Below are 24,020 nucleotides of genomic sequence, written 5' to 3' on the forward strand. Positions count from 1 at the left end.
CCGCATGGCAGGCGCGGGGCGGCGGCGCCCCGGCCGTGCGCTGCGGGGCGCTGGCGCTGGTCGCCCTGGGCGATCCGCGTGACGCGGCGGCCCAACTGGACGGCCTGGCGCACGCCCCCGGCGACCTCGCGACGCGCGCCGACATCGCGGGCGAGGCGGCGCGCGCCTGGCAGGAGGACGGCGACCCCGGGCGGGCGTTCGACAGCGCCGGCTACGGCCTGGCCCTGCGCCCCGGCGATCCGGGCCTGCGGATCGTGCGGGCACGGGCAGGGGTGGAAAGCGGCCATGCCGCGCAGGCGGTCGCCGATCTGTCGCCGCTGCCGGCCGCGCCCGATGCGCTGACCCAGGCCCTGGTGATCCGGGCGTCGGCCTACCGGCGGCTGGGGCGCATCGACCTGGCCCGGGTGGATATCGACGCGGCCATGGACCGCGCGCCGCAGGACGTCGCGGCTCTGCTGGAACGGGGCATCGTGCGGCAGCGGCAGGGCGACCTGACGGGCGCGCGCGGCGATTGGGAGCAGGTAATGGATCTGGCCCCGGATTCCCGGCAGGCCGACATGGCGCGGCAGGACCTGGCGGTGCTGGAAGCCGATCCCGACGCGCCGTGATGCATTCCAGGCATGTCCTGGGCGCGGGGGTCACGTTCGCGTCATATGTGACCGTGTAACATGGACATGGTCCCGGCATGTGCTACAGATCATGTCATGGGGTGGAGCACCACCTCCAAGAAGATAGAAGAACAAGAAGAAACAAGAAGAAACGGAAACCTCCATGAAGATGGGCGGCGCGTCTGCTGTCTCCATTTTTCTCCGGCGTTGCTCCTGATCGCGTCGCGTCAGCGCTCCCTTCCGGGGGCGACGCCGGTTTATCCAGGTTTCCGTTCCGTCACGCGGCCCCTGCTGTTTCCTTACAGGGTGTTCTGGATTAACGAGGACGCATGACGCGCATTCTCGTGATCAAGCTGGGTGCGCTGGGCGACCTGGTCCAGGCCTTCGCCCCGTTCGCCGCAATCCGCGCCCATCACCCCACCGCCGACATAACGCTGCTGACGACCGCGCCGTTCGCCGGCCTGATGCGTGCCGCGCCGTGGTTCGACCACGTGGTGGTGGATGCGCGGCCGCCCTGGTGGGACCTGCGGGCGCTGGCGGCATTGCGCCGGGTGCTGTCGGGCCATGACATGGTCTACGACCTGCAGACCTCCGGCCGGTCGTCGCGCTATTTCCGCCTGGCGGGGCGCCCCCCCTGGTCGGGCATCGCGGCGGGCGCGTCCCGGCCGCACGACAATCCGCAGCGCAACCACATGCACACCCGCGCGCGCCAGCGCGACCAGTTGCGCCGTGCCGGCATCGCCGACGTTCCGGACCCCGACCTGTCGTGGCTGGCGGCGGGCGGGCCCGTGCTGCCCGATCCCTATGCCCTGCTGGTGCCGGGGGCCGCGCCCCATCGCCCGGCCAAGCGCTGGCCCGCCGAACGGTTCGCGGCGCTGGCCTGCCGCCTGCGCGATGCGGGCGTGACGCCGGTGGTGGTCGGCACCGAGGCTGAAGCCCCGCTGGCGGCCGTGATTCTGGCCGCCTGTCCCCAGGCCCGCGACCTGACGGGGCAGACCGGCCTGGCCGAACTGGCGGGCCTGGCCGCGCGGGCGCGGCTGGCGGTGGGCAACGACACCGGGCCGATGCACATGGCCGCCGCCATGGGCTGCCCGGCGACGGTCCTGTTTTCGCGCGACAGCGACCCCGCCCTGACTGCCCCGCTGGGCCGTGCGCCGGGGCAGGTGCAGGTCATCCGCGTGGACGATCTGGCGTCGCTGAGCGTCGAGAGGGTTGCGGCGTCGCTCGGCTGAGGCCATTACAGCGACGTTTCCCTGTTTTTCCCGCCTGTTTTTTGCCGGAGCATCCATCCATGCCTGCCATCACCCTGCCTGACGGATCCGTTCGCCGCTTTGACGGTCCGGTGACGGGCACTACGGTGGCGGAGGCCATCGGCCCCGGACTGGCCCGCGCCGCCCTGGCCATGGAAATCGACGGGCGCCTGGTCGATCTGTCGCGCGAGATTTCGGACGATGCGTCGGTGCGCTTCGTCACCCGCAAGGACGAAGCGGCGCTGGAGATGATCCGCCACGACGCCGCCCATGTGCTGGCCGAGGCGGTGCAGTCGCTGTGGCCCGGCACGCAGGTGACGATCGGCCCGTCGATCGAAAACGGCTTCTATTACGATTTCTACCGCAACGAGCCCTTCACGCCCGAGGATTTCCCGGCGATCGAAGCCCGCATGCGCGAGATCGTGGCCGCGAACGCCGCCTTCGCGCGCGAAGTGTGGCCGCGCGACGCGGCGATCCGCTTCTTCGAGGACCGGGGCGAGCGCTTCAAGGCCGAGCTGATCCGCGACCTGCCGGAGGACGAGCAGATCTCGATCTACCGCCAGGGCGAATGGCTGGATCTGTGCCGGGGGCCGCATCTGCGCGGGACGGCCGACGTGGGCAATGCCTTCAAGCTGATGAAGGTGGCCGGGGCGTACTGGCGCGGCGACCACCGCAACCCCATGCTGACGCGCATCTACGGCACCGCCTGGCGCGACCAGAAGGAGCTGGACGCCCACCTGCACCAGCTGGAGGAAGCCGAGCGCCGCGACCACCGCCGCATCGGGCGCGAGATGGACCTGTTCCATATCCAGGAGGAGGCCGTGGGGTCGATCTTCTGGCACGCCAAGGGCTGGCGCCTTTATACGGTGTTGCAGGACTACATGCGCCGGGCGCAGACGCGCGGCGGGTACCAGGAGGTCCGCACCCCCCAGCTGGTCGATCGCGCGCTGTGGGAGGCTTCGGGCCACTGGGACAAATATCGCGAGCACATGTTCGTCGCGACCGTCGAGGACGAGGACAAGACCCTCGCGCTCAAGCCGATGAACTGCCCGTGCCATGTGCAGATCTTCCGCCATGGCCTGCGTTCGTATCGCGAACTGCCGCTGCGGATGGCGGAATTCGGCGCCTGCCATCGCTATGAGCCGTCGGGCGCGCTGCACGGGATCATGCGCGTGCGCTCGTTCACCCAGGACGACGCGCACATCTTCTGCGCCGAGGAGCAGATCGCCGCTGAAACCGCGCGATTCGTGCGCATGCTGGCCGATGTCTACGCCGACCTGGGATTCGAGAGCTTCCGGGTGAAGTTCGCCGACCGGCCCGAGCAGCGCGCCGGCACCGATGAGACCTGGGACCGGGCCGAGGGCGCGCTGATCGAGGCCTGCCGCCTGGCGGGGGTTTCGTATGAGCATAACCCCGGCGAGGGCGCGTTCTACGGGCCGAAGCTGGAATTCGTGCTGCGCGACGCCATCGGCCGCGACTGGCAGTGCGGCACGCTGCAGGTCGATTACGTGCTGCCGGAACGGCTGGATGCGTCCTTTATCGGCGAGGACAGCGCCCGGCACCGCCCGGTGATGCTGCATCGCGCGATCCTGGGGTCGTTCGAGCGGTTCCTGGGCATCCTGATCGAACAGCATGCCGGGCGTTTCCCGCTGTGGCTGGCGCCGGTGCAGGCGGTGGTGGCGTCGATCGTCACCGACGCCGCCCCCTATGCCCAGCAGGTGGCCGACACGTTGCAGGCGGCGGGGCTGGTGGTCGAGACCGACATCCGCAACGAGAAGATCAACGCCAAGATCCGCGAACACAGCCTGGCGCGGGTGCCGGTGATCCTGGTCGTCGGCCGCAAGGAAGCCGAGGAGGGCACCGTCGCCATCCGCCGCCTGGGCGGCGCGGCGCAGGAAGTCGTGGCGCTGGACGACGCGGCGCGGACGCTGGCCGACGAGGCCCTGCCGCCCGACCTGCGCCGTACGCGCTGACCTTTTTAGGCCGCATCTGCTTGCGGCGCATGGCTGGCTTCGTCCTCCATGCGCCGAGAATGCTTGATCTAAGTGGCCAGAGTGCGCCACATAGCGGCCTAACCGGAGGACTCGCAGCCGCCCCGATCGCCTGGCACCTGGGTGCAGGTCCAGGGCGGCGTGTCCTCCGTACCGAAATGAAGACAGGAGCCGACCATAGCCAGACCTCCGATGCCCACTCCGCCTAACCGCGAGGGCCCACGCGTCAACGAGGAAATCCGCGTCCCGCAGGTGCGTCTGATCGACGCGGACGGCGAGATGCTGGGTGTCATGCCCACGCGCGACGCGCTGATGCGTGCCTATGCCGTGGGTCTCGACCTGCTGGAAATCAGTCCGAACGCCGAGCCGCCGGTCGCCAAGATCCTGGATTACGGCAAGTTCAAGTACGAGCAGCAGAAGAAGCGCAACGAGGCCCGTAAGAAGCAGAAGGTCATCGAGATCAAGGAGGTGAAGGTTCGCCCCAACATCGATGAAAACGACTATCAGGTGAAGATGCGCGCCATGAAGTCGTTCATCGGCGAAGGCGACAAGGTCAAGGTGACCCTGCGCTTCCGTGGGCGCGAAATGGCGCATCAGGATCTGGGCATCAAGGTGCTGGAGCGGATTCGTTCGGAGATGGACGAACAGGCGAAGGTCGAGCAGATGCCCAAGCTGGAAAACCGCCAGATGATCATGGTTCTGTCGCCCCGCTGAACCGGGACCCGGCGAATCGAAGACGAAAAAGGCCCGGACAGCCCGTCCGGGCCTTTTTTCGTTGAGGGTAGAGCAGGTTGCCACCATGACGCGATCCAATCCCGTAATTGTCTGGTTTCGCGAGGATTTCCGGCTGGCCGACAATGCGGCCCTCTTGGCCGCCGTCGAAACCGGGCAGCCGGTTCTGTGCGTGTTCGTGCTGGATGCCGCCACGTTTCCCGGAGGGGCGGCGCGCTGGTGGCTGGACGGGGCGTTGCGCGCGCTGGACGCCGCCCTGCACGCGCATGGCGGTACGCTGCATGTGCTGCGCGGGGCAGCCGGCAGCCTGATTCCCGAACTGGCACGGGACAGCGGGGCCGCCGCCGTCCATTGGAACCGCCGGTACGATCCGGTGGGGCGTGGGGTGGATACCGCGCTCAAGGCGGCGCTTCGGCAGAGTGACGTTGCGGCCCACAGTTTCGCGGGCGCGTTGCTGCATGAACCCTGGACGATCCGTACCCGTCAAGGTGCGCCGTTTCAGATGTTCACGCCCTTCTGGCGTGCGGCCTGTGCGTTCGGGGGGCCGCGACCGCCTCTGTCCGCACCGTCAGAACTGTCGTTCGCCCGGTTGCCCGAGACGCTCGAGGACAGCCGCGTGGCGCCGGCGGGCTTCGGGCTGTTGCCGGTGGCGCCGGACTGGGCTGCCGGCCTGCGCGAGGACTGGGAACCGGGCGAGACGGCGGCACACGCATGTCTGACGCGATTCCTGGGGGATGGCCTGGCGGCGTATGGACGTGTGCGGGACATTCCGGCAGCGGAGGGGACCTCGCGCCTGTCGCCGTATCTGAGGTTCGGCCATATCACGCCGGCCCAGGTCTGGCAGGCTGTTGCGCAGTCGGGGCAGGAGGGCACGAAGTTTCTGGCCGAAATGGGATGGCGCGAATTCGCCTGGTCCCTGCTGTTCCAGCACGAGGATCTGGCGCGGCGGAATCTGCGTGGCACATTCGATGCATTGCCCTGGCGGACGGACCCGGAGGGGTTGCGGGCATGGCAGACGGGACGGACGGGATATCCGCTGGTGGACGCCGGCATGCGGCAGCTCTGGCGGACCGGGTGGATGCACAATCGGGTCAGGATGGTGGTGGCGTCGTTTCTCGTGAAACATCTGCTGATCGACTGGCGGCAGGGCGAGGCATGGTTTGCCGACACGCTTGTGGATCATGATCCGGCGAGCAATCCGATGAACTGGCAATGGAGCGCGGGCACCGGGGTGGATGCGGCCCCGTTCTTCCGGATCATGAGCCCGGTTCTGCAATCGGAGAAATTCGATCCGGCGGGCGACTATATCCGTCGTTGGGTGCCGGAACTGGCGGATGTGCCGGCGCGCCTGATCCACGCCCCGTGGGTGGCCGATGCCGGGGTACTGGGGACGTGCGGCGTGGTCCTGGGGCGGGATTATCCGCTGCCGATCGAGGATCACCGGCAGGCGCGGGCACGGGCGCTGGCCGCGTGGACGGCCCTCCGGAACTGAGGTCCCGGACCCCCGTCATGGACAACAGATCGGTGTCCAGAGGCCTGTGGCCTTTGGCGGGTTTCAGGGCAGCGCCCTGAGGCCTGGCATACGAAGCCCTACGGCCGCAGTACGACCGTCGCGGTGGCCGATGCCGTCACGTCCTGTTCCTCGGGCGGGGCAGTGGGCGGCAGGGCGGCGCGGGCGGCCATCATCATCATGGGCATGGGGCGCGGCATGCCCCGGTCTTCCAGCGTTACCGACCGGATCGTGCCGACTGTCAGCCCCAGTGTCGTCGCGGCCGAGGCGGCGCGCTGGCGCACGGCCTTCAGCGCCTCGGCCTCGGCCTGCTGGACCAGGGCGGTGCGCCGGTCGGGCGACAGGGACCAGTCCAGCCCCGACAGGGCCAGGCCGCGCGCCTGCAACCGCCCGACCAGATCCAGCAGCTTCGCCCCGTCGCCGCCGGTCAGGCGCAGGGATTGCCGTGCCGTCCATTGCGGCGGCCGGGGCGTGTCGTCGCGCTGCACGGAATAGCTGTCGGTGACGACGACCAGCCCCCCGGCCGCTCCGGCGGCGTCGGTGGCCTGGCGGATCAGTGCGTTGACCCGCGCCTGAGCGGTCGAGACGGCGGGCGCCGTGGCTTCGGCGAACAGGGTGGCGGTCAGCCGGTCGGGCGGGGCATGAACCGTGCCGGTCGCCGACAGCGTCAATTCGGTCGCGGATGCGGGGGCGGGCACGGCCTGTGCCCGAGCCGGGCCGGTCACGGCGCAGGACGCGGCCGTCAGGATGGCCAGCGCGGGGACGGCTATGGTGCGGGGAGGCGTGGGCAGCGGTCGCATCATGAATGGGTGTCTTCCTTCAGGGCCACCAGGGCGCGGCGCAGTTGCACGATGCCGGACCGGACCTTGCCTTCGGCGCACAGATGGGCGCCCTGGAAACGCAGGTCGCGAACCTCGCGCGGGGGCGGGCCGTAGGCGTCGATGATGGTGATCAGCCGGTCGCAGAAGGCGCGGCTGTCGCTGGTGATGATGACCGGATGCCCCGCATCGTCGCCGGCCTGGGCGTGTTCCCCGGATTCGGCGGGCTGAAAATCGTCGGGAGGAGGGGCGAAACCGCAGAGGCAAAGGCTCATGACCACCAGGGCTGGGGCCATCGCGGCCGGGACCGCAAGGGGCTGCATGTTCATGAAGGAAACCCTAGGGCAGGTCATGTGTCGCGCTCATGGGGTGCAAGTGAAGCCTCCTTCATGACCGACCGGCCGGATGCCGATGTGTCTGGCGAGGATGGTGCGGGCGGAATCGGGATCGGGCGGCCCGCGCGGGCGGGGGGTGCCGAGCGCTGCGGCACCGGCAGGATCATCCGCACTGACAGGCCGGGCGCCTGCGTACGCAGGCGCAGCACCCCGCCATGCAACTGGACGATCGCCTGCACCAGCGACAGGCCCAGGCCCGCGCCGGGGGTGTTGCGCGCCGTTTCGGCCCGGAAGAATCGTTCGGAGGCACGGGCGAGGTCGGCCTCGTTCATGCCGATGCCTTCGTCGGTGACGGCGATGGTGACGACGCTCTTGCCGGGGTGGGGGATGCCGTGGCCGGGCAGGCTTGGCCCCAGGCTGGCCGACAGCGTCACCGTCCCGCCTGCCGGCGAGAATTTGATGGCGTTGTCCAGCAGGTTGGCGACCGCCTGCTGCATCAGCGACCGGTCGCCATGAAACGGCAGGCTTGATGGCAGGCGCAGCGCCAGGCGGATGTTCCGTTCCTCGGCCACGGCCTCGTACAGGTCGCCGACGTCGACCAGCACCGGGGCCAGGTCGAAGGGCGCGAAGGCCGAGCGCCGCGACCCGGCCTCGATCTGGGCGATGCGCAGCAGGGCCTCGAACACCGCCGTGACGTTGTCCAGGTGCCCCACCGCGCGTTCGACGGCCATGCGCAGCTCGTCCTCGCCATGGGCGTGCAGGGCGGCGTCTTCCAGCTGGGTGCGGGCGCGGGTGATCGGGGTGCGCAGATCGTGGGCGATGGCGTTGGACACCTGCCGCACGCCGTCCATCAGCCGGACGATGCGGTCCAGCATCTCGTTGATCGCCTCGGCGACCTGGTCCAGCTCGTCCCCGTTGCCCACCAGGGGCATGCGCCGCGACAGATCGCCCCGGGCGATGGCCGAGGTGGTCTGGGCGACCGATTTGATCATGCGGCGGAACATGCCGTGGACCAGCACGGCGCCGCTGACGGCCAGCAGCGTCACCATCAGCCAGGCCCACAGCAGCGAATCGGTCAGCAGCCGGCGCAGCACGGCGCGCGCGCGGATGTCCCGGCCGACCAGCAGGCGGAAGCCGCCCGGCAGGGCGAAGGCATGGACCTGCGCCGTGTCCTGCATCCCCGCCCGCGTGACCTGCAGCGCGTACCACACATCGGTGCGCACCACCGGGGCAGGCCATTCCGACAGGTTGCCGGCCAGGCGGTGCCCCGACGGGTCGACCATCAGGTAGATCGCGTCGTCGTCCAGATTCTGTTCCAGGCGGTCGTCGATGGTCAGCGCCAGCGTCGGCAGCCCGCCCTCGGCCCAGCGCTGGCTCAGCGCCCGGGCATCGGCATTGATCGCGGTTTCGACCTGCCGTTCCAGAAAGCCGATCGTCCCCCACCAGATGAAGGACATGAACAGGATGGACGACAGCGCGAACAGCACCCCGTAGCCCAGCGAGAAGCGCAGGCTGGCCGAACGCGGGATGCGGAACCGCCGCCCGTGCCTGCCGGCCGCACCCTCGTGTCCGCCCCGGTGTCCACTGGGCATGATCAGGCGATGTCCATCCGCGTCATTGCCCGCCCTAGTCCGCCCGCAGCATGTATCCGGCGTTGCGGATGGTATGGATCAGCGGCGTGTCGAAGGGCTTGTCCACCTTCTGCCGCAGGCGCGAGACATGGACGTCGATGACGTTGGTCTGCGGGTCGAAATGATAGTCCCACACCCCTTCCAGCAGCATGGTCCGCGTCACGACCTGTCCGGCATGGCGCATCAGATATTCCAGCAGGCGGAATTCCCGGGGTTGCAGGTCGATCTTCTGCCCCCCGCGACGGACCGAGCGTGACAGCAGATCGACTTCGAGATCGGCCACGGTCAGGCGCGTCTGCGGCACGTTGTCGCTGCGGCCCCGGCGCGACAGGGCCTCGACGCGGGCCAGCAGTTCGCTGAACGCGAAGGGCTTGGTCACGTAATCGTCGCCGCCGGCCTTCAGCCCCTGCACGCGGTCGTCGACATCGGCCAGCGCGGACAGCAGCAGGACGGGGGTGCTGTTGTTCTGCGCCCGGATGGTTTCCAGCAGCCGCAGGCCGTCGATCCCGCCCGGCAGCATGCGGTCCAGGATGATCAGGTCGAAATTCTCGCTGACCGCGAGGAACAGCCCGTCCTTGCCGTTGTCCACGGGTTCGACCAGATGCCCGGCCTCGCGCAGGCCCTTGGCGACGAAATTGCGGACGGTCGGATCGTCCTCGACGACCAGGATATGCATGTCGGTCCGGCTCCCGGTTCCTGTGGATGGCAACACCTTACCCTCGCGGGCGCCCCGATGGCCAGAGCGGCCGTCCCACCCCCTTATCGGATGGTCTGACCGAAGGTTGTTTCGCAAGGCGGTATCCCGAGCGGGAGCGCGGTGCGGAACGACCTTAGTCGTCCATGCCTTCGGGGCGGTGGGCGACCACGACGGCCACCGTCAGTACCGCCCCGCGTCGGCGGATCTTCAGCTGGACGGTCGATCCGGGATGTTCCGCCGCGATGGTGCGGATCAGGGTGCGGGAACTGTCCATCGGTTCTTCCCCCACCGCCAGGACGATGTCGCCGGTGCGCAGGCGGGCCTGCTGGGCCGGGCCGCCGCGGTCGGTGTCGGTGATGCGCACCCCGTCGTGCGTGTCGCCGTCGGCCAGGGTCACGCCCAGCCACCCGCGGTCGATATGCCCGGTGCGGCGCAGTTCGGCGACGATGGGGGCGACGATTTCCGACGGGATGCCGAAGCCGATGCCCACCGACCCCCCGGTAGGCGAGACGATGGCGGTGTTCAACGCCACCACCTGGCCGCTGAGGTTGAAGGACGGGCCGCCGGAATTACCCGGATTGATCGGGGCGTCCAGTTGCAGGAAATCGTCGAACGGGCTGGCGCCGATGTCGCGCCCGCGCGCCGACACGATGCCGGCCGTCACCGACGAGCCCAGCCCGAACGGGTTGCCCGCCGCCATGATCCAGTCGCCGACATTGATCTGCCGGCTGTCGCCCCAGGTCACGAACGGCAGCGGGTGCGGAGCCTGGATCTGGATGACCGCGATGTCGGTCAGATCGTCGCTGCCCAGCAGCCGGGCCGGAAACTCCGTGCCGTCGGACAGCGACACGGTGATGCGGTCGGCCTCGCCCACCACATGGTTGTTGGTCACGATCACGCCGCTGGGGTCGATGATGAAGCCGGAGCCCGCGCCCAGCATTTCCTCGCCGCGCGAGCGCATGCGGTCGCGGAACCGGCGCTCGAACGGGGTGCCCTTGACGCCGGGGGGGACGGGCTGGCGCTTGTGCGGGTCGTCGGCGTCCTGCGTCACCGCGATATTGACCACGGCCGGGACGACCAGCCGCACCAGCGGGGCGAAGGTCAGCGGCCCCGTGGCCACCAGCGGCGGCATCGGGGGGGCGAATAGGGGGGCGTCGGCCGCGAATGCCGTGGTGGGCGGGCAGGCCAGCAGGGGCAATAACAGCGCGGGGGCCGCGCGGCGAAGGGAGTGGGCAACCATCCGCCGCATGGGCACGGGATCCTGTTCCTGTCGTACTGGTCGGCGTGGTGGCCTGATCGGGCGGCCGTTCCGGACGATAGCCGATAAACGGGCCGGCGTCATGGCCGGCCGGGCCGGTCCCGTCGGGCGGCCGGGGCGGCGGTCGCGGGCTGTTCCGGCCAGTCGTGCCGGGGATAGCGCCCCCGCATGTCCCGGCGCATGTCGGCCCAGGACCCGGCCCAGAACCCGGCCAGGTCGGCGGTGATCGCCTGCGGCCGTCCGGCGGGCGACAGCAGGGCGATCTGCAGGGGCACGCGCCCGTCGGCCAGGCGCGGGGTTTCGCGCAGGCCGTAGAAGGTCTGCGCCCGCGCCGAGGCGGTGGGCACCGGCTGGGTGTAATCGACGGGCACGCGCCCCCCGGGCAGGTCCAGGGACGTGGGCAGCGTGCGGTCCAGCCAGGTCAGGGTCGCGTGGTCCAGCCGCCCGCGCAGGATGGCCAGCACGTCCAGGGCCGCGACTTCGGACAGGCGGGTCAGGCCGGACAGCCAGGGCGGCAGCCAGTCCGCGGCACCGCGGGCCAGCGCCGCGTCCGACAGGTCGGGCAGGTCCTCGCGCCCCGGCAGGGTGCGCGCCAGGGCCAGCCGGGCCTGGAACTGCCGTGCCGCCGGCGTCCAGTCCAGGGCGCTGTCCAGCCGGTCGGCCACCTGGCGCAGCAGCAGGTCCGCGACCTCGTCGGGGGCGGCAGCCACCGTGCGGTCGCGCAGAACCAGCGCCCCCAGCCGCAGGCGGCGGCGCGCCATCACTGTTCCGGTCACCGGGTCCAGCGTCGTTTCCACCTGTTCGTGCGCGCGGGCGCGCAGGGTGTCGGGCAGGCGGTCGGGGTCCAGCGGCGCGGCCAGCCGGATGTCGGCCGCCATGCGCACCTGCAGGGTCGCGACCGCCAGCAGGCCGGCATCGGCCAGGCGGTCGGTCTTGCCCAGGCGCGCGCCGCCGCCGCCCGACAGGCGGAAGCTGCCGGGTTCGCCGCGCCGCTGGGCGATGCGGTCGGGGAAGGCGGCGGCCAGCAGTGCCCCGGGGTTGCCGGAGGCGGAGGCATCGCCGCGCAGGCCCATGCGCCGGCGGTACTGCCCCGCCGCCTGGCGGATCCGCGCCAGCGCGCCGCGATCGGCGTCGGCATGGTCGCCGCCGGCGATCAGTTCCAGCCGCAAGGCGATGTCGGCGGGCGGAGTGGGGGGCGCGCCGCCTCTGGCCCCCCTGCCGACGGGCGCTGGCCGGGCGCGCAGGGGGTCGCGTTCTTCCAGCAGGGCGGCGATATCGGCCGCCAGTGCGGCCTCGGCCGGGTCGCCGGCGGCCAGCATCATGGCCGCCAGACGCGGATGCGCGCCCAGGGCCGCCATGCGCTGGCCGGCCGGGGTGATCCGGCCCTCGGCATCCAGCGCGCCCAGATCGGCCAGCAGGGTGCGCGCGGCCGCGAACGCGCCGTTGGGCGGGGTGTCCGGCAGGGGCAGGGCCTCGGGCGGGGTGCCCATGGCCGCCTGCCACGCGGCGGTGTCCAGCCGCAGGCCGGTCAGCTCGCCGTCCAGGATCTCGGCCCGGTCGTGCGGGGCCATGCCGCGCCCCGTCGCCTCGCTCCACAGGCGCAGGGCGACGCCGGGGGCCTCGCGCCCCGCGCGGCCGGCACGCTGCGCCGCCGCCGCGCGGGAAATCCGCACTGTTTCCAGTCGCGACAGGCCGGTGCCGGGGTCCAGGCGCGGGCTGCGCCGGAAGCCGCCGTCGACCACGATCCGCACGCCGGGCACGGTCAGCGACGTCTCGGCGATCGAGGTCGCCAGGATGACCCGCCGCCCGGCATCCGGCGCGGGGCGCAGGACACGGTCCTGCTCGGCCGGGGGCATTTCGCCATACAGGGGCAGCACGGCGGCCGGGACGCCGGCCAGCGCCGCCTGGGTGCGCCGGATTTCGCCCACGCCGGGCAGGAAGGCCAGGATGTCGCCTTCATGTGCGGCCAGCGCGGCGCGGATCGTCCGGGCCATGGCGTCGGGCAGGTCGCGCAGGTGAGGGATGTCGCGGGGGGCGTGCTGGATCTCGACGGGGAACATCCGGCCCGCGCTTTCGATCAGCGGGGCGTCCATCAGGGCCGCCAGCGCCGCGCCGTCCATGGTCGCCGACATCGCCACCAGCCGCAGGTCCGGCCGCAGGCTGCGTTGCAGGTCCAGGCAGAAGGCCAGCGCCGCGTCGGCATCCAGCGAGCGTTCGTGGATTTCGTCCAGGATGACGCAGGCCACGCCGTCCAGCGTCGGGTCGGACAGCAGGCGGCGGACCATCAGCCCCTCGGTCACGACCTCGATGCGTGTGCGCTCGGATACGGCGGATTCCAGGCGCGTGCGGTAGCCGACCAGCCCGCCGGCCTGTTCGCCCAGCAGGCCGGCCATCCGCTGGGCCGCGGCGCGGGCGGCCAGCCGGCGGGGTTCCAGCATGACGATGCGCCCGTCGCCCCGCCAGGATGCGTCCAGCAGCGCCAGCGGCACCGTCGTGGTCTTGCCCGCGCCCGGCGGTGCGACCAGCACCGCGCCCGGCACCCGCGCCAGGCTGTCGCGCAGGGCGGGCAGGATCTCGGCCACCGGCAGGTCGGCCGGGATGGAACAAACGGGCTTTTGCAGGTTGGGGCGGGAGTCCATATCCTGGTTATGCGTCGGTGGCCCGGCGTCGGCAATCGCCGGCGCCGGGCTGCCTTGTCTATCGGAGAATGCGTTCGTGATTTTGTCCCGGCTCTGGCCTGTCTTCCTGCTCGCCCTCGCGGCGCTGTCGCCCCGCCCAGCCGGGGCGGCGGAAAGCGCGCCGGTGACGAGTGCGCGCGATGTGGCGACGCTGGTGACCGACACCGACCGCTACCGCCCCGGGGTGCCGCTGCATGTCGGCCTGCGCCTGCGCCTGCAACCAGGGTGGCACACGTACTGGATCAATCCCGGCGACGCGGGCGAGGCTCCGACGCTGGACGTGCGCGGCGAAAGCGGAGCCACCGGCCGGTCCGGCGCCATCGCCTGGCCGGTGCCCGAACGCCTGCGCGACGGGCCGCTGATGTCCTATGCCTATACCGGCGATGTGCTGCTGCCCGCCGAACTGCGCCCGGTCGCGGCCGCAGGGGCGGGCGATGGCGCGATGGTGCTGAAGGCCACCGCCGACTGGCTGGTCTGCGCCGCCGTCTGCGTGCCCGAACACGGCGTCTTCACCCTGAGCCTGCCGACAGGCGATCCGGCCCCGTCGGCCGAGGCCCCGCTGTTCGCGCGGGCCGCCGCCGGCTTGCCCACGGCCTCGCCGTTCGCGGCGACGATCGCACCGGACGGGACGCTGGCGCTGTCGGGCGAGGGGCTGTCGCCCGACACGGTGCGCGATGCCTGGTTCATGCCCGTGACCTCCGGTGCGATCGACCAGGACGCCGCCCAGGCTCTGTCGGTGCATGACGGGGGGCTGACCCTGGCGCTGAAGCCCGGCGATGCCTTCCATTCCGCCGCGACCCTGGACGGGGTGGTGGTGCTGAAGGACGCGGGGGGGCAGACGCGGGGCCTTTCGGTTTCGGCGCGTCCCGGCACCGTCGCCGCGATGCCTGCCGCCCCCGGGGCGGGTGTCGCCGGCCTGGGGCGGATCCTGCTGCTGGCGTTCGCGGGGGGGCTGGTGCTGAACCTGATGCCCTGTGTGTTTCCGGTGCTGGTGATGAAGGCCATGGCGTTGACCCGTCTGGCCGGTGGCCGGGCGTCGGCGCGGCTGGCCGGGGCGGGAGCGTACACGGCGGGCGTCGTGGGCGCGTTCGCGGCGCTGGGGGGCATCATCCTGGCCGTGCGGGCGGCCGGCGACGTCGCGGGGTGGGGGTTCCAGTTCCAGTCGGCGGCCTTCGTCGCGGCGATCTGCTGGCTGCTGTTCGCGGTGGCGCTGAACCTGCTGGGCGTGTTCGGCATGGGCAACGGCATCGCGTCGCTGGGGGGCGCCGGGACGGTGCGCGCGGGCTATCTGGGCGATGCGATGACCGGGGTGCTGGCCGTGCTGGTGGCAACCCCCTGCACCGCCCCCTTCATGGGGGCGGCCATCGCCGGGGCGCTGTCGGCCCCGGCGCCGGTGGCGATGCTGGTCTTCGTGGCGATGGGGGCGGGGCTGGCGGCGCCCTACCTGGTGCTGGCCGGCGTGCCGGGGCTGGCGCGGCATCTGCCGCGTCCTGGACCGTGGATGGATATCCTGCGCCAGGGGCTGGCCTTTCCGGTGCTGGGCACCTGCGTGTGGCTGCTGTGGGTGCTGGCGTTGCAGGCCGGGGCGGGCGCGGTAGCGGTGCTGGGCACGGGACTGGTGCTGGTGGGGCTGGCCGCGTGGCTGACCGGGCTGGCGCAGGCCATGGCGATGCGCGACGCGCCCGCGCGCCGGATTCGCCTGTGCCGCGCGGTGGCGCTGGCGGCCCTGGGCATCGTGCTGGCGTTGCTGCCGGGCCTGGGTCAGCCCGTGACCGGGGGCGACGGCGGCGCTAACGGCGGGGGCCTGCCGCTGCGCGCCGACGGGGCGGAACCGTTTTCCACCGCCCGTCTGGCGGCGCTGCGGGCGCAGGGCCGTCCGGTCTTTGTGGACATGACGGCGGCGTGGTGCATTTCCTGCCTGGTGAACGAGCGCGTGGCCCTGTCCTCGGCCCCCGTGCAGGCGGCCTTCCATGACCGGGGGATCGTCTACATGAAGGGCGACTGGACCAACCGGAACGCGGAAATCAGCGCTTTCCTCGATGCCCATGGCCGCGCGGGCGTGCCGTTCTACCTGTATTATCCGGCGGGTGGCGGCGAGGGACGGCCCCTGCCGCAGATCCTGACGACGGGGCTGGTGCTGGACGCGCTGAAAAGCTGAAAGGCCGGACGCTGCCCGAATCCGGCAAGGGCCAAGGCCCTTGCCGGGCGGCAGGATCAGTAGCCGCCGGTCGATGTCGACGGTGCGGCGGGCGTGGAGGGCGTGCCGGGCGGCAGGGTCAGGTAGCCGGGCTTGGGCGACATCACCCGTGGGGCCGCGGGCGTGGCGTCGGATGGGACGCCGGTCGGGAACACCGCGTCGGGCACATCGTCCGCCGGCGGGGCAGCGGGCGTTGTTGCGGCCGGTGCTGCGGGTGCCGGGGGCGTGTCCGCGGTGGCGGGTGTGGCGGGGACGGCGGCCGCAGGCGCCGCCGCGTCCGGGGTGGCCTCTGGAGCAGCCGGCGGCGGGGCGCCCGGCAGGCCCAGCGCCTGCTGCTGGATCGCGCTGGTCGAGGCCGCGCCGCTGTTTTCCACCAGCCAGTCGGTCAGATGGTGGCGGACCTGGAATTCCAGCTCGACGTTCATGTCCTGCATCATCTGCGACGTCAGGGTATAGAGATGCGCCTGGGTGTCGGCGTTGCCGTCCCCGTCGGACGAGTTGGGGCGGAAGGTGCGGCGGACATGCGCCTCGGCATAGCCGGCGTGCTGGCCGTTTGCCGTCACGATGTCCAGATGCACGTCCATCCGTCCTTCCAGCACGCCGCCGGGCAGATGCAGGATCGACGCCCCGTCGATTGTGAAGATCGCGCTGCCGGCATTGCCCACCGCCATCAGCCGGTCCGCCGCCATGCGCAGAAGCGCCTGGTCGGGCGGGGTGGGCGCGCGGCCGGAAATGTCGCCGGGCACCGATCCCGGCTGTCCGTTATCGACGGTCGTCACCGTGCCCACGTTCAGATGCAGCACGGACAGGTAATCGTAATGCAGGGGGGCGAAGCTGGTCTGCGGCGGCGTTTCATCGCACGCCGCCAGAGGCAGCAGCGGGCAGGCAAGCAGGATCAGCAGGGGCAGCCGGACGGTCCGGCGGGACAGGCGCATGGATGGCATCTCCAACGGATGGATCGACAGAGCACGGGCGGAAAGCGCAGGCAAAACAGAAAACTGTCGCAAGCCTGCCGCCCCGCGCCGCCCCGGTCAATCGGCCGCCATGATCCGGCCACAAATCCCTGGGTCAGGCGCCGCCGATCTCGGTGCGCGGGAAGCGGAAACAGATATTGCAGAACTCGCAGCTCATGCTGATCGTCCCGTCCTCGGTCATGTGGTCCAGATCGTCGGTGGAGAACGTCTCGAGGATGCCCGACAGGCGCGCGCGGCTGCACCGGCAGCCGAAGGCCAGCGCGCGCGGACGGTCGGCGCAGACGTCCTCGGCGTGGAACAGACGGTAGAGCAGGTCTTCCGGTGGCAGGGACTCGTCGGTCAGTTCGGCGTCGGTGACGGTCGCGGCCAGGGTCAGGGCGGTGTTCCAGCTGTCGTCCTCATCGCCCGGGGGGGCGTGTTCGGCCGCGATGCCGCCTTCGGTGGCGATGCGTTCCAGCAGCAGGGCGCTGGCCCGCCAGCCGGCGTCGGTGTGCACGCAGGCCAGGCGGATCCAGCAGGCATGCTGTTCGCTGGTCTGGAAATAATGCGCGGCCATGTCCGACAGCGAGGCCCCCTGGATCTCGACGATGCCCTGGTGGAGGTCGGTGTCCGGCCCCTGGTCCACGGTGAAGGCCAGATAGCCCGCCCCCAGCAGCCGCCCGGCGTCGAGGTTGGGGTCGGTGGACGCCAGGTCCGCGATGCGCGCGGCGTCCGAGCGCGCGTGAAAGCGCAGCGCGCCCGCATGGGTGCAGTCGGCGACCAGGAAGGACACCGGCCCGTCGCCGCGCGCCTGCACCGAGAACGAGCCCTGGAACTTCAGGGCCGACGCCAGCCCGCCGACCAACGCCAGCGCCTCGCCGGCCAGTCGCAGCACGATGGCCGGATGGTCATGCCGGCTCAGCAGCGCGTCGGTCAGCGCGCCGACGCGCACCAGTCGTCCGCGTACGGGCCGTCCGGCCAGGTAGAAGGGCGTCACCCCCTGGGGTACGACCAGGTCCGGGACGTCGGGCCGATGGGTATCGAGGAAGGCGGGGGTGTCGATCATGGGGTGTCCTGTGGGGGGGGGCGGATCAGATGCGGGCGCTGATTTCCGCCTCCAGCGCCTCCAGCCTGGTCTCGAAGGCGCGCAGCAGGTCGGGGCGGACGCCCTCCTTGGCGGCCAGCGCCGTCAGCAGCGCCTGCCGGCATCGGTCATGGCCGGCGTCCAGATCCTCGGTGCGGCTGACGCCGGCCAGGCAGTCCAGATAGGCGTTGCGCAGGACGGTCACGCCGGGGCCGCGGCAGGGCAGGGTGGCGAAGGCGGCCTCGACGCTGCCTTCCACCCAGCCCGGCGTCGCGGGCACGTCCTCGGTGGTGGTGGGGTGGGCGGGAACTTCGGCGGGGCCGGTGGTCATGGGGTCGCGTCCTCCTGTCCATAGTCCTGCCAGCGTTCGCCGGCCATGGCCCAGACCAGCAGGCCCTTCTGGGCGTGCAGGCGGTTCTCGGCCTCGTCGAACACCACCGAACGGGGGCCTTCGAAGACGTCCTCGGTCACTTCCTCGCCGATATGGGCCGGCAGGCAATGCATGAAAAGGGCGTCGGGGGCGGCATGGGCCATCAGCGCGGCATCGACGCGATAGGGGGCGAAGGCCACCAGGCGCTGGGCCGCGTCGGTGTCGGACATGCTGACCCAGGTGTCGGTGATGACGCAGGCCGCCCCGGCCACGGCGGCGCGCGGGTCGGTCGTCACCGTGATGTCGGCGCCCGCCCGCCGTGCCCAGGCCAGCGCGTCGTCCGACGGGGCGTGGGTGGCCGGCGTGGCCAGCCGCAGGCAAAAGCCGAACAGCGCGGCGGCCTCGATCAGCGAGGTGGCGACATTGTTGCCGTCGCCCACCCAGGCCAGGGTCTGGCCGGCGATCGGGCCGCGATGTTCCTCGAACGTCATGATGTCGGCCAGGATCTGCACCGGGTGCGAGGCCGGCGTCAGCCCGTTGATGACGGGCACGCTGGCCCAGCGCGCCAGTTCGTGCAGCGCCGCCGTGTCGCCGGTGCGCAGGACGATGGCGTCGACGAAGCGCGACAGCACGCGCGCCGTATCGGCGATCGTCTCGCCCCGGCCGATCTGCATGTCGTTGGGCGACAGCAGGATGACGTCGCCGCCCAGCTGGCGCATGCCGACCTCGAACGACACGCGGGTGCGCGTCGAGGGCTTGGACAGCATCAGCCCCAGCGCGCGGCCCAGCAGCGGCTGGCGCGGATGCAACGGGCGGGCGCGGCCATGCTGCATGCGCTTGATGCGGCTGCCCAGGTCCAGGATTGCGCGCAGCGTCGCGCCGTCGAAATCGCGCAGGTCCAGGAAATGGCGCGGGGTCATGGCGGCGGTCCGGGCCGGCGCGGTCGGGATGGCGTTCATGCCGCGCTCTCCTGCCCGGCGGTCGCGGCCAGGTGGGCGCGTACCCGCAGGGCGGCCTGGCCCAGGCGGCGGGCGGCTTCGGCGCAATCGTCCTCGGTGATGACCAGCGGCGGGACAAGGCGCAGGACATTGTCGCCTGCGGTCACGCCCAGTACGCCTTCATGCATCGCCGCGTCCTGCACCAGCCCGACCGGCGCCACGCAGCGCAGGCCCAGCATCAGGCCGATGCCGCGCCGCGCGTCGAAGATGTCGGGGAAGGCCGCGACCAGATCGTCCAGATACCCCGCCAGCAGGCCGCCGCGCGCCTGTACCTGATCGAGGAAGCCGGGGGCCAGCAGCACGTCCAGCACCGCGTTCGCCGCCGTGCAGGCCAGCGGGTTGCCGCCGAAGGTGGTGCCGTGCGAGCCCGGCGTCAGGTGGCGGGCCACCGCCTCGGTCGCCAGGATGGCGCCCATGGGGAAGCCGCCGGCGATGCCCTTGGCGGTGGACATCACGTCCGGGGTCACGCCCGACCATTCGTGGGCGAACAGCCGGCCGGTGCGGCCCATGCCGCTCTGGACCTCGTCCATGCCCAGGTACAGGCCGAATTCGTCGCACGCGGCGCGCAGTTCCTGCAGGAATCGCGGGTCGGCGACGTTGACGCCGCTTTCGCCCTGCACGGGTTCGATCATGATGCCGGCGGTCTCGGCCGTGATCGCGGCGCGCAGCGCGTTCATGTTGTTCATCGGCACATGGTCGAAGCCTTCGACCTCGGGGCCGAACCCGTCGAGATATTTCGGGTTGCCGGTGGCCGCCAGCATGGCCAGCGTGCGCCCGTGGAACGCGCCGTTGAAGCAGATGATCCGGTTGCGCTCGGGGTGGCCGTTGCGGGCCTGGGCGCGGCGGATCATCTTCACCATGCCTTCGTTCGCCTCGGCGCCCGAATTGCAGAAGAAGACGCTGTCGGCGAAGCTGGCGGCGACCAGCCGTTCGGCCAGCCGCTCGGACTGCGGGACGCGATACAGGTTCGACACATGCATCACCCGCGCCGCCTGGCCGGCGATGGCCGCGACCAGATGCGGGTTGTTGTGCCCCAGCGACGAGGTGGCGATGCCCGCGCCCAGATCCAGGAATCGTCGTCCGTCCGCCGTATACAGCCAGCAGCCTTCTCCCCGCTCGAAAGCGAGGTCGGCACGGTTGTAGGTGGGCATCAGGGCGGGGATCATGATGAACCTTTGTCGTTCTCTGTCCGGGGGCGTGTGCTGGCCGGGTTGCGGGAAGATCGGAAACGCGAAACGGCCCACACGCCGGGGGCGGGCAGGCATTCGTCTCGGTCGCATGATGCGGGCGGGTGCGGCCACAAGTCAAATTCTGTCGCATGTCCGCGCGCGCATGCCGCGTATTCGCCGCTGCGGGCCTGCCCCCCTGTTCCTTGTTCCGGCCGGTTTGTGCCATGCTGGCGCGCATGACGGATCGTGCGGCGGCAGGAACGAAAAGGCGCGCGCGGCGGGCGGACGGCCCGGCGCCCGATCGCGCTGCCCTGCGCGCGGCGGCGCTGGCGCATCTGGCGCGTTTCGGCACCACGCGGGCCGGGCTGGAGCAGGTGCTGGCGCGGATGGTGCAGCGCTGGGCACGGCGCGCGGCCGAGGCCGGACTCCCCGCCGACGAGATCGAATCCCAGGCCGCCGCGGCGCGCGCGCTGGTTGCCGGCGTGGTGGGCGACATGGCCGAGCTGGGGGCGGTGAACGATGCGGCCTTCGCCGGGTCGCGCGCCCGGTCGCTGACGCGCGTCGGCCGCTCGCGCCGCGCGGTGCAGGCGCACCTGGCCGCGCGCGGGGTGGGGGACGATGTGGCCGGCGCCGTGCTGGACGACGCGCTGGGCGCGCGCGACGGCGCGGGGTACGAGACCGAACTGGCGGCGGCGCTGGTCTTCGCGCGCAAGCGGCGCGTGGGGCCGTTCCGCCTGGCCGGAGATGACGAGTCCGACGATGCGGAAGACGAGGCCGCCGCGCGCCGCCTGCGCGCGCTGGAGGCGATGGCCCGCGCCGGGTTCGGCCGTTCGGTCGCAGAGGCCGCCCTGGACATGGACGCCGGGGAAGCCGAGGAGCGGATCATCCGGATGAAGTCGACATGAACGGCGGCCTGGTGGGTCGTGTGGCCGGCCGCCTTGCGGGGGTGCTGGCGGTCGCGGGCGTGCTGCCGCTGGCGGCGTGCGGCGGCGGCAGGGGCGGGTGGCATGGGTCGGTGCAGTGCGCGCCCTATGCCCGGGCCGAGACCGGGCTGCGGCTCAGCGGGGCAGCGGCCGGGTGGTGGCGGCAGTCGGCCGGGGTCTATGCGCATTCCCGCATGCCGGCCCCCGGCGCCGTCCTGGTGTTCCGTTCGACCTCACGCCTGCCCGACGGACATGTGTCGGTGGTCCGCCAGGTGCGGGGCACGCGGGCCATCCTGGTCGACCAGGCGAACTGGGAACCCGGGCGCGTCGATCATGACGTGCCCGTGGTCGATGTGTCGCGCGACAATGACTGGTCGGCGGTGCGGGTCTGGTGGCAGCCTGTTCACAGCATGGGAAAAAGCGTCTATCCGACATACGGCTTCATATCCCGCGACCTGCCGCAACGTCCCTCGCCGGACGCCTGACAGCAGCGGGGATGCAAGAGGGTGCTTGCATGACGGGCGGCGTGGTTCCATGTCATGGGACGGTTTCACGTCACGGAGCCGGCCGGCGCCAGCGACGCCGACGATGGATGAACGCAGCTTCGCGTTACGGCGCGGAATCGAGGGTGTGCTATGGGTAGCTTGAGCATCTGGCACTGGCTGATCGTGCTTGCGGTCGTGCTGGTCCTGTTTGGCGGCGGCGGCAAGATCAGTACGCTGATGGGCGACGTCGCGCGCGGCGTCAAATCGTTCAAGAAGAACATGGCCGACGACGAGTCGATGGAGGCCGGCACCTCGGGCCAGCCCGGCGGCCATATCGCGCCGCCCGGCCCGACCATCGACGCGCAGAAGGACGCCAGCTTCTCCGGCGCGGGTCGTCCGTCCGGCTCCCCCCGTTCGTGACAGGCGGAGCCGACCGGGGCTGAGATGGACAGCATGATTTTTGCCGATCCCTGGACCGCGGCGGTGGGGGACATCGTGTCGGCCGGGCGGCGGATGGACCGCTTCGGCTGGGTGCCCGCGACGGCCGGCAATATCAGCCGCCGGCTGGCCGACGGGCGGATCGCCATCACCCGCTCGGGCGGCCACAAGGGCCATCTGACCCCAGACGGCGTGATCGAGGTCGGGCCCGACGGCCGTGCCGTGCAGCCGGGTGACCGGCCCAGCGCCGAAACGCTGCTGCATTGCCAGCTTTACGCCTTCGCGCCCGAAATCGGCGCGGTGCTGCACGGCCATTCGGTGGCCTCGACCGTGCTGTCGATGGCGGCCGGCGACGCCATCGAACTGACGGGCTACGAGGTGCTGAAGGTCTTCGAGGGTCAGGACACCCACGATACGACCGTGCGCGTGCCGGTGTTCGACAACGATCAGGACATCGCCCGGCTGGCGGGGGTGGTCGCGCCGCATCTGGGCCGGATGCCGGCGGGCTACGTGATTCGTGGCCATGGCGTCTATGTCTGGGGCGGGACCATGGACAGCGCCCTGGCGCGGCTGGAAGGGCTGGAATTCCTGCTGGCCTGCGAACTGGAACGAAGGAAGATCGCGCGATGAGTCGCCTGACCGTCTATCGCGACGACAGCCCGGGTACGATCGTGCGGCGCACCGAGGACCCGGCGGAGATCGCCGCCGGCCTGCGCGGCATCGGCGTGCGGTTCGAACGCTGGGACAGCCCGGTGGTGCCGCCCCGCGATGCGACGCCGGACGAGGTGCTGGCGGTCTATCGTCCCTATCTGGACGAGTTGATGGGCGAAACCGGGGCCGGATCGGCGGACGTGGTGCGGATCAACGCCGCCACCCCGAACCTGCCCGCGCTGCGCGACAAATTCCTGTCCGAACACATCCACAGCGAGGACGAGGTGCGTTTCTTCGTCCATGGCTGGGGCAATTTCGTGCTGCATGTCGGGGGGCATGTCTATGACGTGCGCTGTACCGAAGGCGATCTGATCTCGGTCCCGGAGGGGGTGCCGCACTGGTTCGATGCGGGGCTGGAGCCCGATGTCGTGGCGCTGCGGGTCTTCACCGACACCACGGGCTGGGTCGCCCGCTATACGGGCGACGACATCGCCCGGCAGTTTCCCGTCACCTGAAGGCGGCACAGATGACGGCGACGGCGCGCGCATCCACCGCGATCGACACGGTGCTGCTGGATATCGAGGGGACCACCATCCCGGTCTCGTTCGTCCATGAAACCCTGTTTCCCTATGCGCGGGCGGCGATGCCCGCCCTGCTGGCCCAGCGGGCCGGCGACCCCGCCGTGCGCGCGGCGGTGGCCGACATCGCGGAACTGGCCCCCGGCGTACCGCCGCTGGCGCAGTTGAACGAATGGATGGACCAGGACGCCAAGATCGGCCCGCTGAAGGCCCTGCAGGGCCTGGCCTGGGCCGAGGGCTACCGCTCCGGCGCGTTGCAGGCGCCCCTGTTCGCCGACGTGCTGCCTGCCCTGCGGCGCTGGCGGGCGGCGGGGCTGCGGCTGGCGGTCTACTCCTCGGGCTCCGAGGCGGCGCAGCGGCTGATCTACGGCCACACGACCGAGGGCGATGCCGCCGGGCTGTTCGACGGGTTCTACGATCTGCGGATCGGCGGCAAGCGGGCGGCCGACAGTTATCGCGCCATCCTGGCCGAAACCGGCTGGACGCCCGGCCGCACCCTGTTCCTGTCGGACATCGTCGCCGAACTGGATGCGGCGGCGCAGGCCGGCCTGCACACCTGCCAGCTGGTCCGGGCCGAGGACGGGACCATCGCCGGGACCACCCACCCGGCCGCGGCCACGCTGGACGATGTGTCGCGCCTGTTCGCGCTGCCGGCGGTATGAGGAC

General features: G+C 71.3%; 23 protein-coding genes. 12 read left to right on the forward strand and 11 right to left on the reverse strand.

Features of this window, described 5'->3' with window-relative positions; translation table 11 throughout:
* From HLH34_RS16210 to HLH34_RS16230, 5 genes are all read left to right on the forward strand, one after another.
* On the forward strand, positions 1-608 hold a 608-nt coding region (locus HLH34_RS16210), incomplete at its 5' end, for a tetratricopeptide repeat protein (RefSeq protein ID WP_183120609.1).
* Positions 609-937: 329 nt separating this feature from the next.
* Entirely contained in the window at positions 938-1,840 is a 903-nt protein-coding gene (locus HLH34_RS16215; protein ID WP_183120610.1) for a glycosyltransferase family 9 protein, read from the forward strand.
* 59 nt (positions 1,841-1,899) lie between these two features.
* Positions 1,900-3,831 (forward strand): threonine--tRNA ligase, encoded by a 1,932-nt coding sequence (gene thrS / locus HLH34_RS16220; RefSeq protein WP_183120611.1) that lies wholly within the window; start codon positions 1,900-1,902, stop codon positions 3,829-3,831.
* Between the two features lie 210 nt (positions 3,832-4,041).
* The gene (gene infC, locus HLH34_RS16225; RefSeq protein ID WP_182942478.1) at positions 4,042-4,563 is read left to right on the forward strand and encodes a translation initiation factor IF-3; all 522 of its coding nucleotides are present in this window, start codon (positions 4,042-4,044) and stop codon (positions 4,561-4,563) included.
* An 85-nt stretch (positions 4,564-4,648) separates the two neighbouring features.
* A complete protein-coding gene (locus HLH34_RS16230) occupies positions 4,649-6,073 on the forward strand; it encodes a cryptochrome/photolyase family protein (RefSeq protein WP_183120612.1) in 1,425 nt (474 codons plus the stop codon).
* Between the two features lie 98 nt (positions 6,074-6,171).
* Here the strand turns inward: HLH34_RS16230 and HLH34_RS16235 are convergent, their stop codons facing one another.
* The 6 genes from HLH34_RS16235 to hrpB all read right to left on the reverse strand — a co-directional run bounded on the left by HLH34_RS16235 (position 6,172) and on the right by hrpB (position 13,469).
* A complete protein-coding gene (locus tag HLH34_RS16235; protein WP_240162209.1) occupies positions 6,172-6,894 on the reverse strand; it encodes an SIMPL domain-containing protein in 723 nt (240 codons plus the stop codon).
* Positions 6,891-7,238: a hypothetical protein gene (locus HLH34_RS16240; protein ID WP_183120613.1), complete on the reverse strand. Its 348-nt coding sequence runs from the start codon at positions 7,236-7,238 to the stop codon at positions 6,891-6,893. Before HLH34_RS16240 ends, HLH34_RS16235 begins: the two co-directional genes overlap by 4 nt.
* 20 nt (positions 7,239-7,258) lie before the next feature.
* Complete coding sequence (locus HLH34_RS16245) at positions 7,259-8,836, reverse strand: sensor histidine kinase (RefSeq protein WP_183120614.1); 1,578 nt, start codon at positions 8,834-8,836, stop codon at positions 7,259-7,261.
* Between the two features lie 34 nt (positions 8,837-8,870).
* Positions 8,871-9,551: a winged helix-turn-helix domain-containing protein gene (locus HLH34_RS16250; RefSeq protein ID WP_183120615.1), complete on the reverse strand. Its 681-nt coding sequence runs from the start codon at positions 9,549-9,551 to the stop codon at positions 8,871-8,873.
* Positions 9,552-9,705: 154 nt separating this feature from the next.
* A complete protein-coding gene (locus HLH34_RS16255) occupies positions 9,706-10,821 on the reverse strand; it encodes a S1C family serine protease (RefSeq protein WP_244960012.1) in 1,116 nt (371 codons plus the stop codon).
* A gap of 89 nt (positions 10,822-10,910) precedes the next feature.
* Positions 10,911-13,469, reverse strand: coding sequence for an ATP-dependent helicase HrpB (gene hrpB, locus HLH34_RS16260; protein WP_183120617.1), 2,559 nt, complete (start codon positions 13,467-13,469; stop codon positions 10,911-10,913).
* Between the two features lie 82 nt (positions 13,470-13,551).
* Here hrpB and HLH34_RS16265 point away from each other — a divergent pair, with 82 nt between their 5' ends.
* Positions 13,552-15,666: a protein-disulfide reductase DsbD family protein gene (locus HLH34_RS16265; protein WP_244960014.1), complete on the forward strand. Its 2,115-nt coding sequence runs from the start codon at positions 13,552-13,554 to the stop codon at positions 15,664-15,666.
* 56 nt (positions 15,667-15,722) lie between these two features.
* On the opposite strand, the gene HLH34_RS16270 is transcribed toward HLH34_RS16265, so the two are convergent.
* From HLH34_RS16270 to HLH34_RS16290, 5 genes are all read right to left on the reverse strand, one after another.
* Complete coding sequence (locus tag HLH34_RS16270) at positions 15,723-16,640, reverse strand: hypothetical protein (protein ID WP_183120619.1); 918 nt, start codon at positions 16,638-16,640, stop codon at positions 15,723-15,725.
* 133 nt (positions 16,641-16,773) lie between these two features.
* Positions 16,774-17,724, reverse strand: a complete 951-nt coding sequence (gene hslO, locus HLH34_RS16275) for an Hsp33 family molecular chaperone HslO (RefSeq protein WP_183120620.1) — start codon at positions 17,722-17,724, stop codon at positions 16,774-16,776.
* A gap of 25 nt (positions 17,725-17,749) precedes the next feature.
* Positions 17,750-18,073: a hypothetical protein gene (locus HLH34_RS16280; RefSeq protein ID WP_183120621.1), complete on the reverse strand. Its 324-nt coding sequence runs from the start codon at positions 18,071-18,073 to the stop codon at positions 17,750-17,752.
* Entirely contained in the window at positions 18,070-19,071 is a 1,002-nt protein-coding gene (gene argF, locus HLH34_RS16285; protein ID WP_183120622.1) for an ornithine carbamoyltransferase, read from the reverse strand. The genes HLH34_RS16280 and argF overlap by 4 nt, the downstream gene beginning before the upstream one ends.
* A complete protein-coding gene (locus tag HLH34_RS16290) occupies positions 19,068-20,276 on the reverse strand; it encodes an aspartate aminotransferase family protein (RefSeq protein ID WP_183120623.1) in 1,209 nt (402 codons plus the stop codon). Before HLH34_RS16290 ends, argF begins: the two co-directional genes overlap by 4 nt.
* Positions 20,277-20,515: 239 nt before the next feature.
* Here HLH34_RS16290 and HLH34_RS16295 point away from each other — a divergent pair, with 239 nt between their 5' ends.
* The 6 genes from HLH34_RS16295 (at position 20,516) to mtnC (ending at position 24,016) form a co-directional block, all read left to right on the forward strand.
* Positions 20,516-21,184: a RecX family transcriptional regulator gene (locus HLH34_RS16295; RefSeq protein WP_183120668.1), complete on the forward strand. Its 669-nt coding sequence runs from the start codon at positions 20,516-20,518 to the stop codon at positions 21,182-21,184.
* Positions 21,181-21,687 (forward strand): CHAP domain-containing protein, encoded by a 507-nt coding sequence (locus tag HLH34_RS16300; protein ID WP_183120624.1) that lies wholly within the window; start codon positions 21,181-21,183, stop codon positions 21,685-21,687. Before HLH34_RS16295 ends, HLH34_RS16300 begins: the two co-directional genes overlap by 4 nt.
* A 150-nt stretch (positions 21,688-21,837) precedes the next feature.
* Positions 21,838-22,107: a twin-arginine translocase TatA/TatE family subunit gene (locus tag HLH34_RS16305; RefSeq protein WP_183120625.1), complete on the forward strand. Its 270-nt coding sequence runs from the start codon at positions 21,838-21,840 to the stop codon at positions 22,105-22,107.
* Between the two features lie 24 nt (positions 22,108-22,131).
* Positions 22,132-22,755: a methylthioribulose 1-phosphate dehydratase gene (locus HLH34_RS16310; RefSeq protein WP_183120626.1), complete on the forward strand. Its 624-nt coding sequence runs from the start codon at positions 22,132-22,134 to the stop codon at positions 22,753-22,755.
* Positions 22,752-23,291: a 1,2-dihydroxy-3-keto-5-methylthiopentene dioxygenase gene (locus HLH34_RS16315; protein ID WP_183120627.1), complete on the forward strand. Its 540-nt coding sequence runs from the start codon at positions 22,752-22,754 to the stop codon at positions 23,289-23,291. The genes HLH34_RS16310 and HLH34_RS16315 overlap by 4 nt, the downstream gene beginning before the upstream one ends.
* 11 nt (positions 23,292-23,302) lie before the next feature.
* Complete coding sequence (mtnC, locus tag HLH34_RS16320; protein WP_183120628.1) at positions 23,303-24,016, forward strand: acireductone synthase; 714 nt, start codon at positions 23,303-23,305, stop codon at positions 24,014-24,016.
* Positions 24,017-24,020 lie beyond the last annotated feature (4 nt).

It is taken from the genome of Gluconacetobacter azotocaptans (genome assembly GCF_014174355.1).
Classification (GTDB): Bacteria; Pseudomonadota; Alphaproteobacteria; order Acetobacterales; family Acetobacteraceae; genus Gluconacetobacter; species Gluconacetobacter azotocaptans.

Bases quoted from the DNA above. Each gene is read 5' to 3' on its own strand.
- hrpB (WP_183120617.1), bottom strand. From the start codon at position 13,469: ATGGACTCCCGCCCCAACCTGCAAAAGCCCGTTTGTTCCATCCCGGCC.
- HLH34_RS16230 (WP_183120612.1), top strand. From the start codon at position 4,649: ATGACGCGATCCAATCCCGTAATTGTCTGGTTTCGCGAGGATTTCCGG.
- HLH34_RS16240 (WP_183120613.1), bottom strand. From the start codon at position 7,238: ATGAACATGCAGCCCCTTGCGGTCCCGGCCGCGATGGCCCCAGCCCTG.
- HLH34_RS16295 (WP_183120668.1), top strand. From the start codon at position 20,516: ATGACGGATCGTGCGGCGGCAGGAACGAAAAGGCGCGCGCGGCGGGCG.
- HLH34_RS16215 (WP_183120610.1), top strand. From the start codon at position 938: ATGACGCGCATTCTCGTGATCAAGCTGGGTGCGCTGGGCGACCTGGTC.
- HLH34_RS16255 (WP_244960012.1), bottom strand. From the start codon at position 10,821: ATGCGGCGGATGGTTGCCCACTCCCTTCGCCGCGCGGCCCCCGCGCTG.
- HLH34_RS16270 (WP_183120619.1), bottom strand. From the start codon at position 16,640: ATGCGCCTGTCCCGCCGGACCGTCCGGCTGCCCCTGCTGATCCTGCTT.
- hslO (WP_183120620.1), bottom strand. From the start codon at position 17,724: ATGATCGACACCCCCGCCTTCCTCGATACCCATCGGCCCGACGTCCCG.
- HLH34_RS16305 (WP_183120625.1), top strand. From the start codon at position 21,838: ATGGGTAGCTTGAGCATCTGGCACTGGCTGATCGTGCTTGCGGTCGTG.
- HLH34_RS16315 (WP_183120627.1), top strand. From the start codon at position 22,752: ATGAGTCGCCTGACCGTCTATCGCGACGACAGCCCGGGTACGATCGTG.
- HLH34_RS16300 (WP_183120624.1), top strand. From the start codon at position 21,181: ATGAACGGCGGCCTGGTGGGTCGTGTGGCCGGCCGCCTTGCGGGGGTG.
- HLH34_RS16250 (WP_183120615.1), bottom strand. From the start codon at position 9,551: ATGCATATCCTGGTCGTCGAGGACGATCCGACCGTCCGCAATTTCGTC.
- HLH34_RS16290 (WP_183120623.1), bottom strand. From the start codon at position 20,276: ATGATCCCCGCCCTGATGCCCACCTACAACCGTGCCGACCTCGCTTTC.
- HLH34_RS16280 (WP_183120621.1), bottom strand. From the start codon at position 18,073: ATGACCACCGGCCCCGCCGAAGTTCCCGCCCACCCCACCACCACCGAG.
- thrS (WP_183120611.1), top strand. From the start codon at position 1,900: ATGCCTGCCATCACCCTGCCTGACGGATCCGTTCGCCGCTTTGACGGT.
- infC (WP_182942478.1), top strand. From the start codon at position 4,042: ATGCCCACTCCGCCTAACCGCGAGGGCCCACGCGTCAACGAGGAAATC.
- argF (WP_183120622.1), bottom strand. From the start codon at position 19,071: ATGAACGCCATCCCGACCGCGCCGGCCCGGACCGCCGCCATGACCCCG.
- mtnC (WP_183120628.1), top strand. From the start codon at position 23,303: ATGACGGCGACGGCGCGCGCATCCACCGCGATCGACACGGTGCTGCTG.
- HLH34_RS16235 (WP_240162209.1), bottom strand. From the start codon at position 6,894: ATGATGCGACCGCTGCCCACGCCTCCCCGCACCATAGCCGTCCCCGCG.
- HLH34_RS16310 (WP_183120626.1), top strand. From the start codon at position 22,132: ATGGACAGCATGATTTTTGCCGATCCCTGGACCGCGGCGGTGGGGGAC.
- HLH34_RS16245 (WP_183120614.1), bottom strand. From the start codon at position 8,836: ATGCCCAGTGGACACCGGGGCGGACACGAGGGTGCGGCCGGCAGGCAC.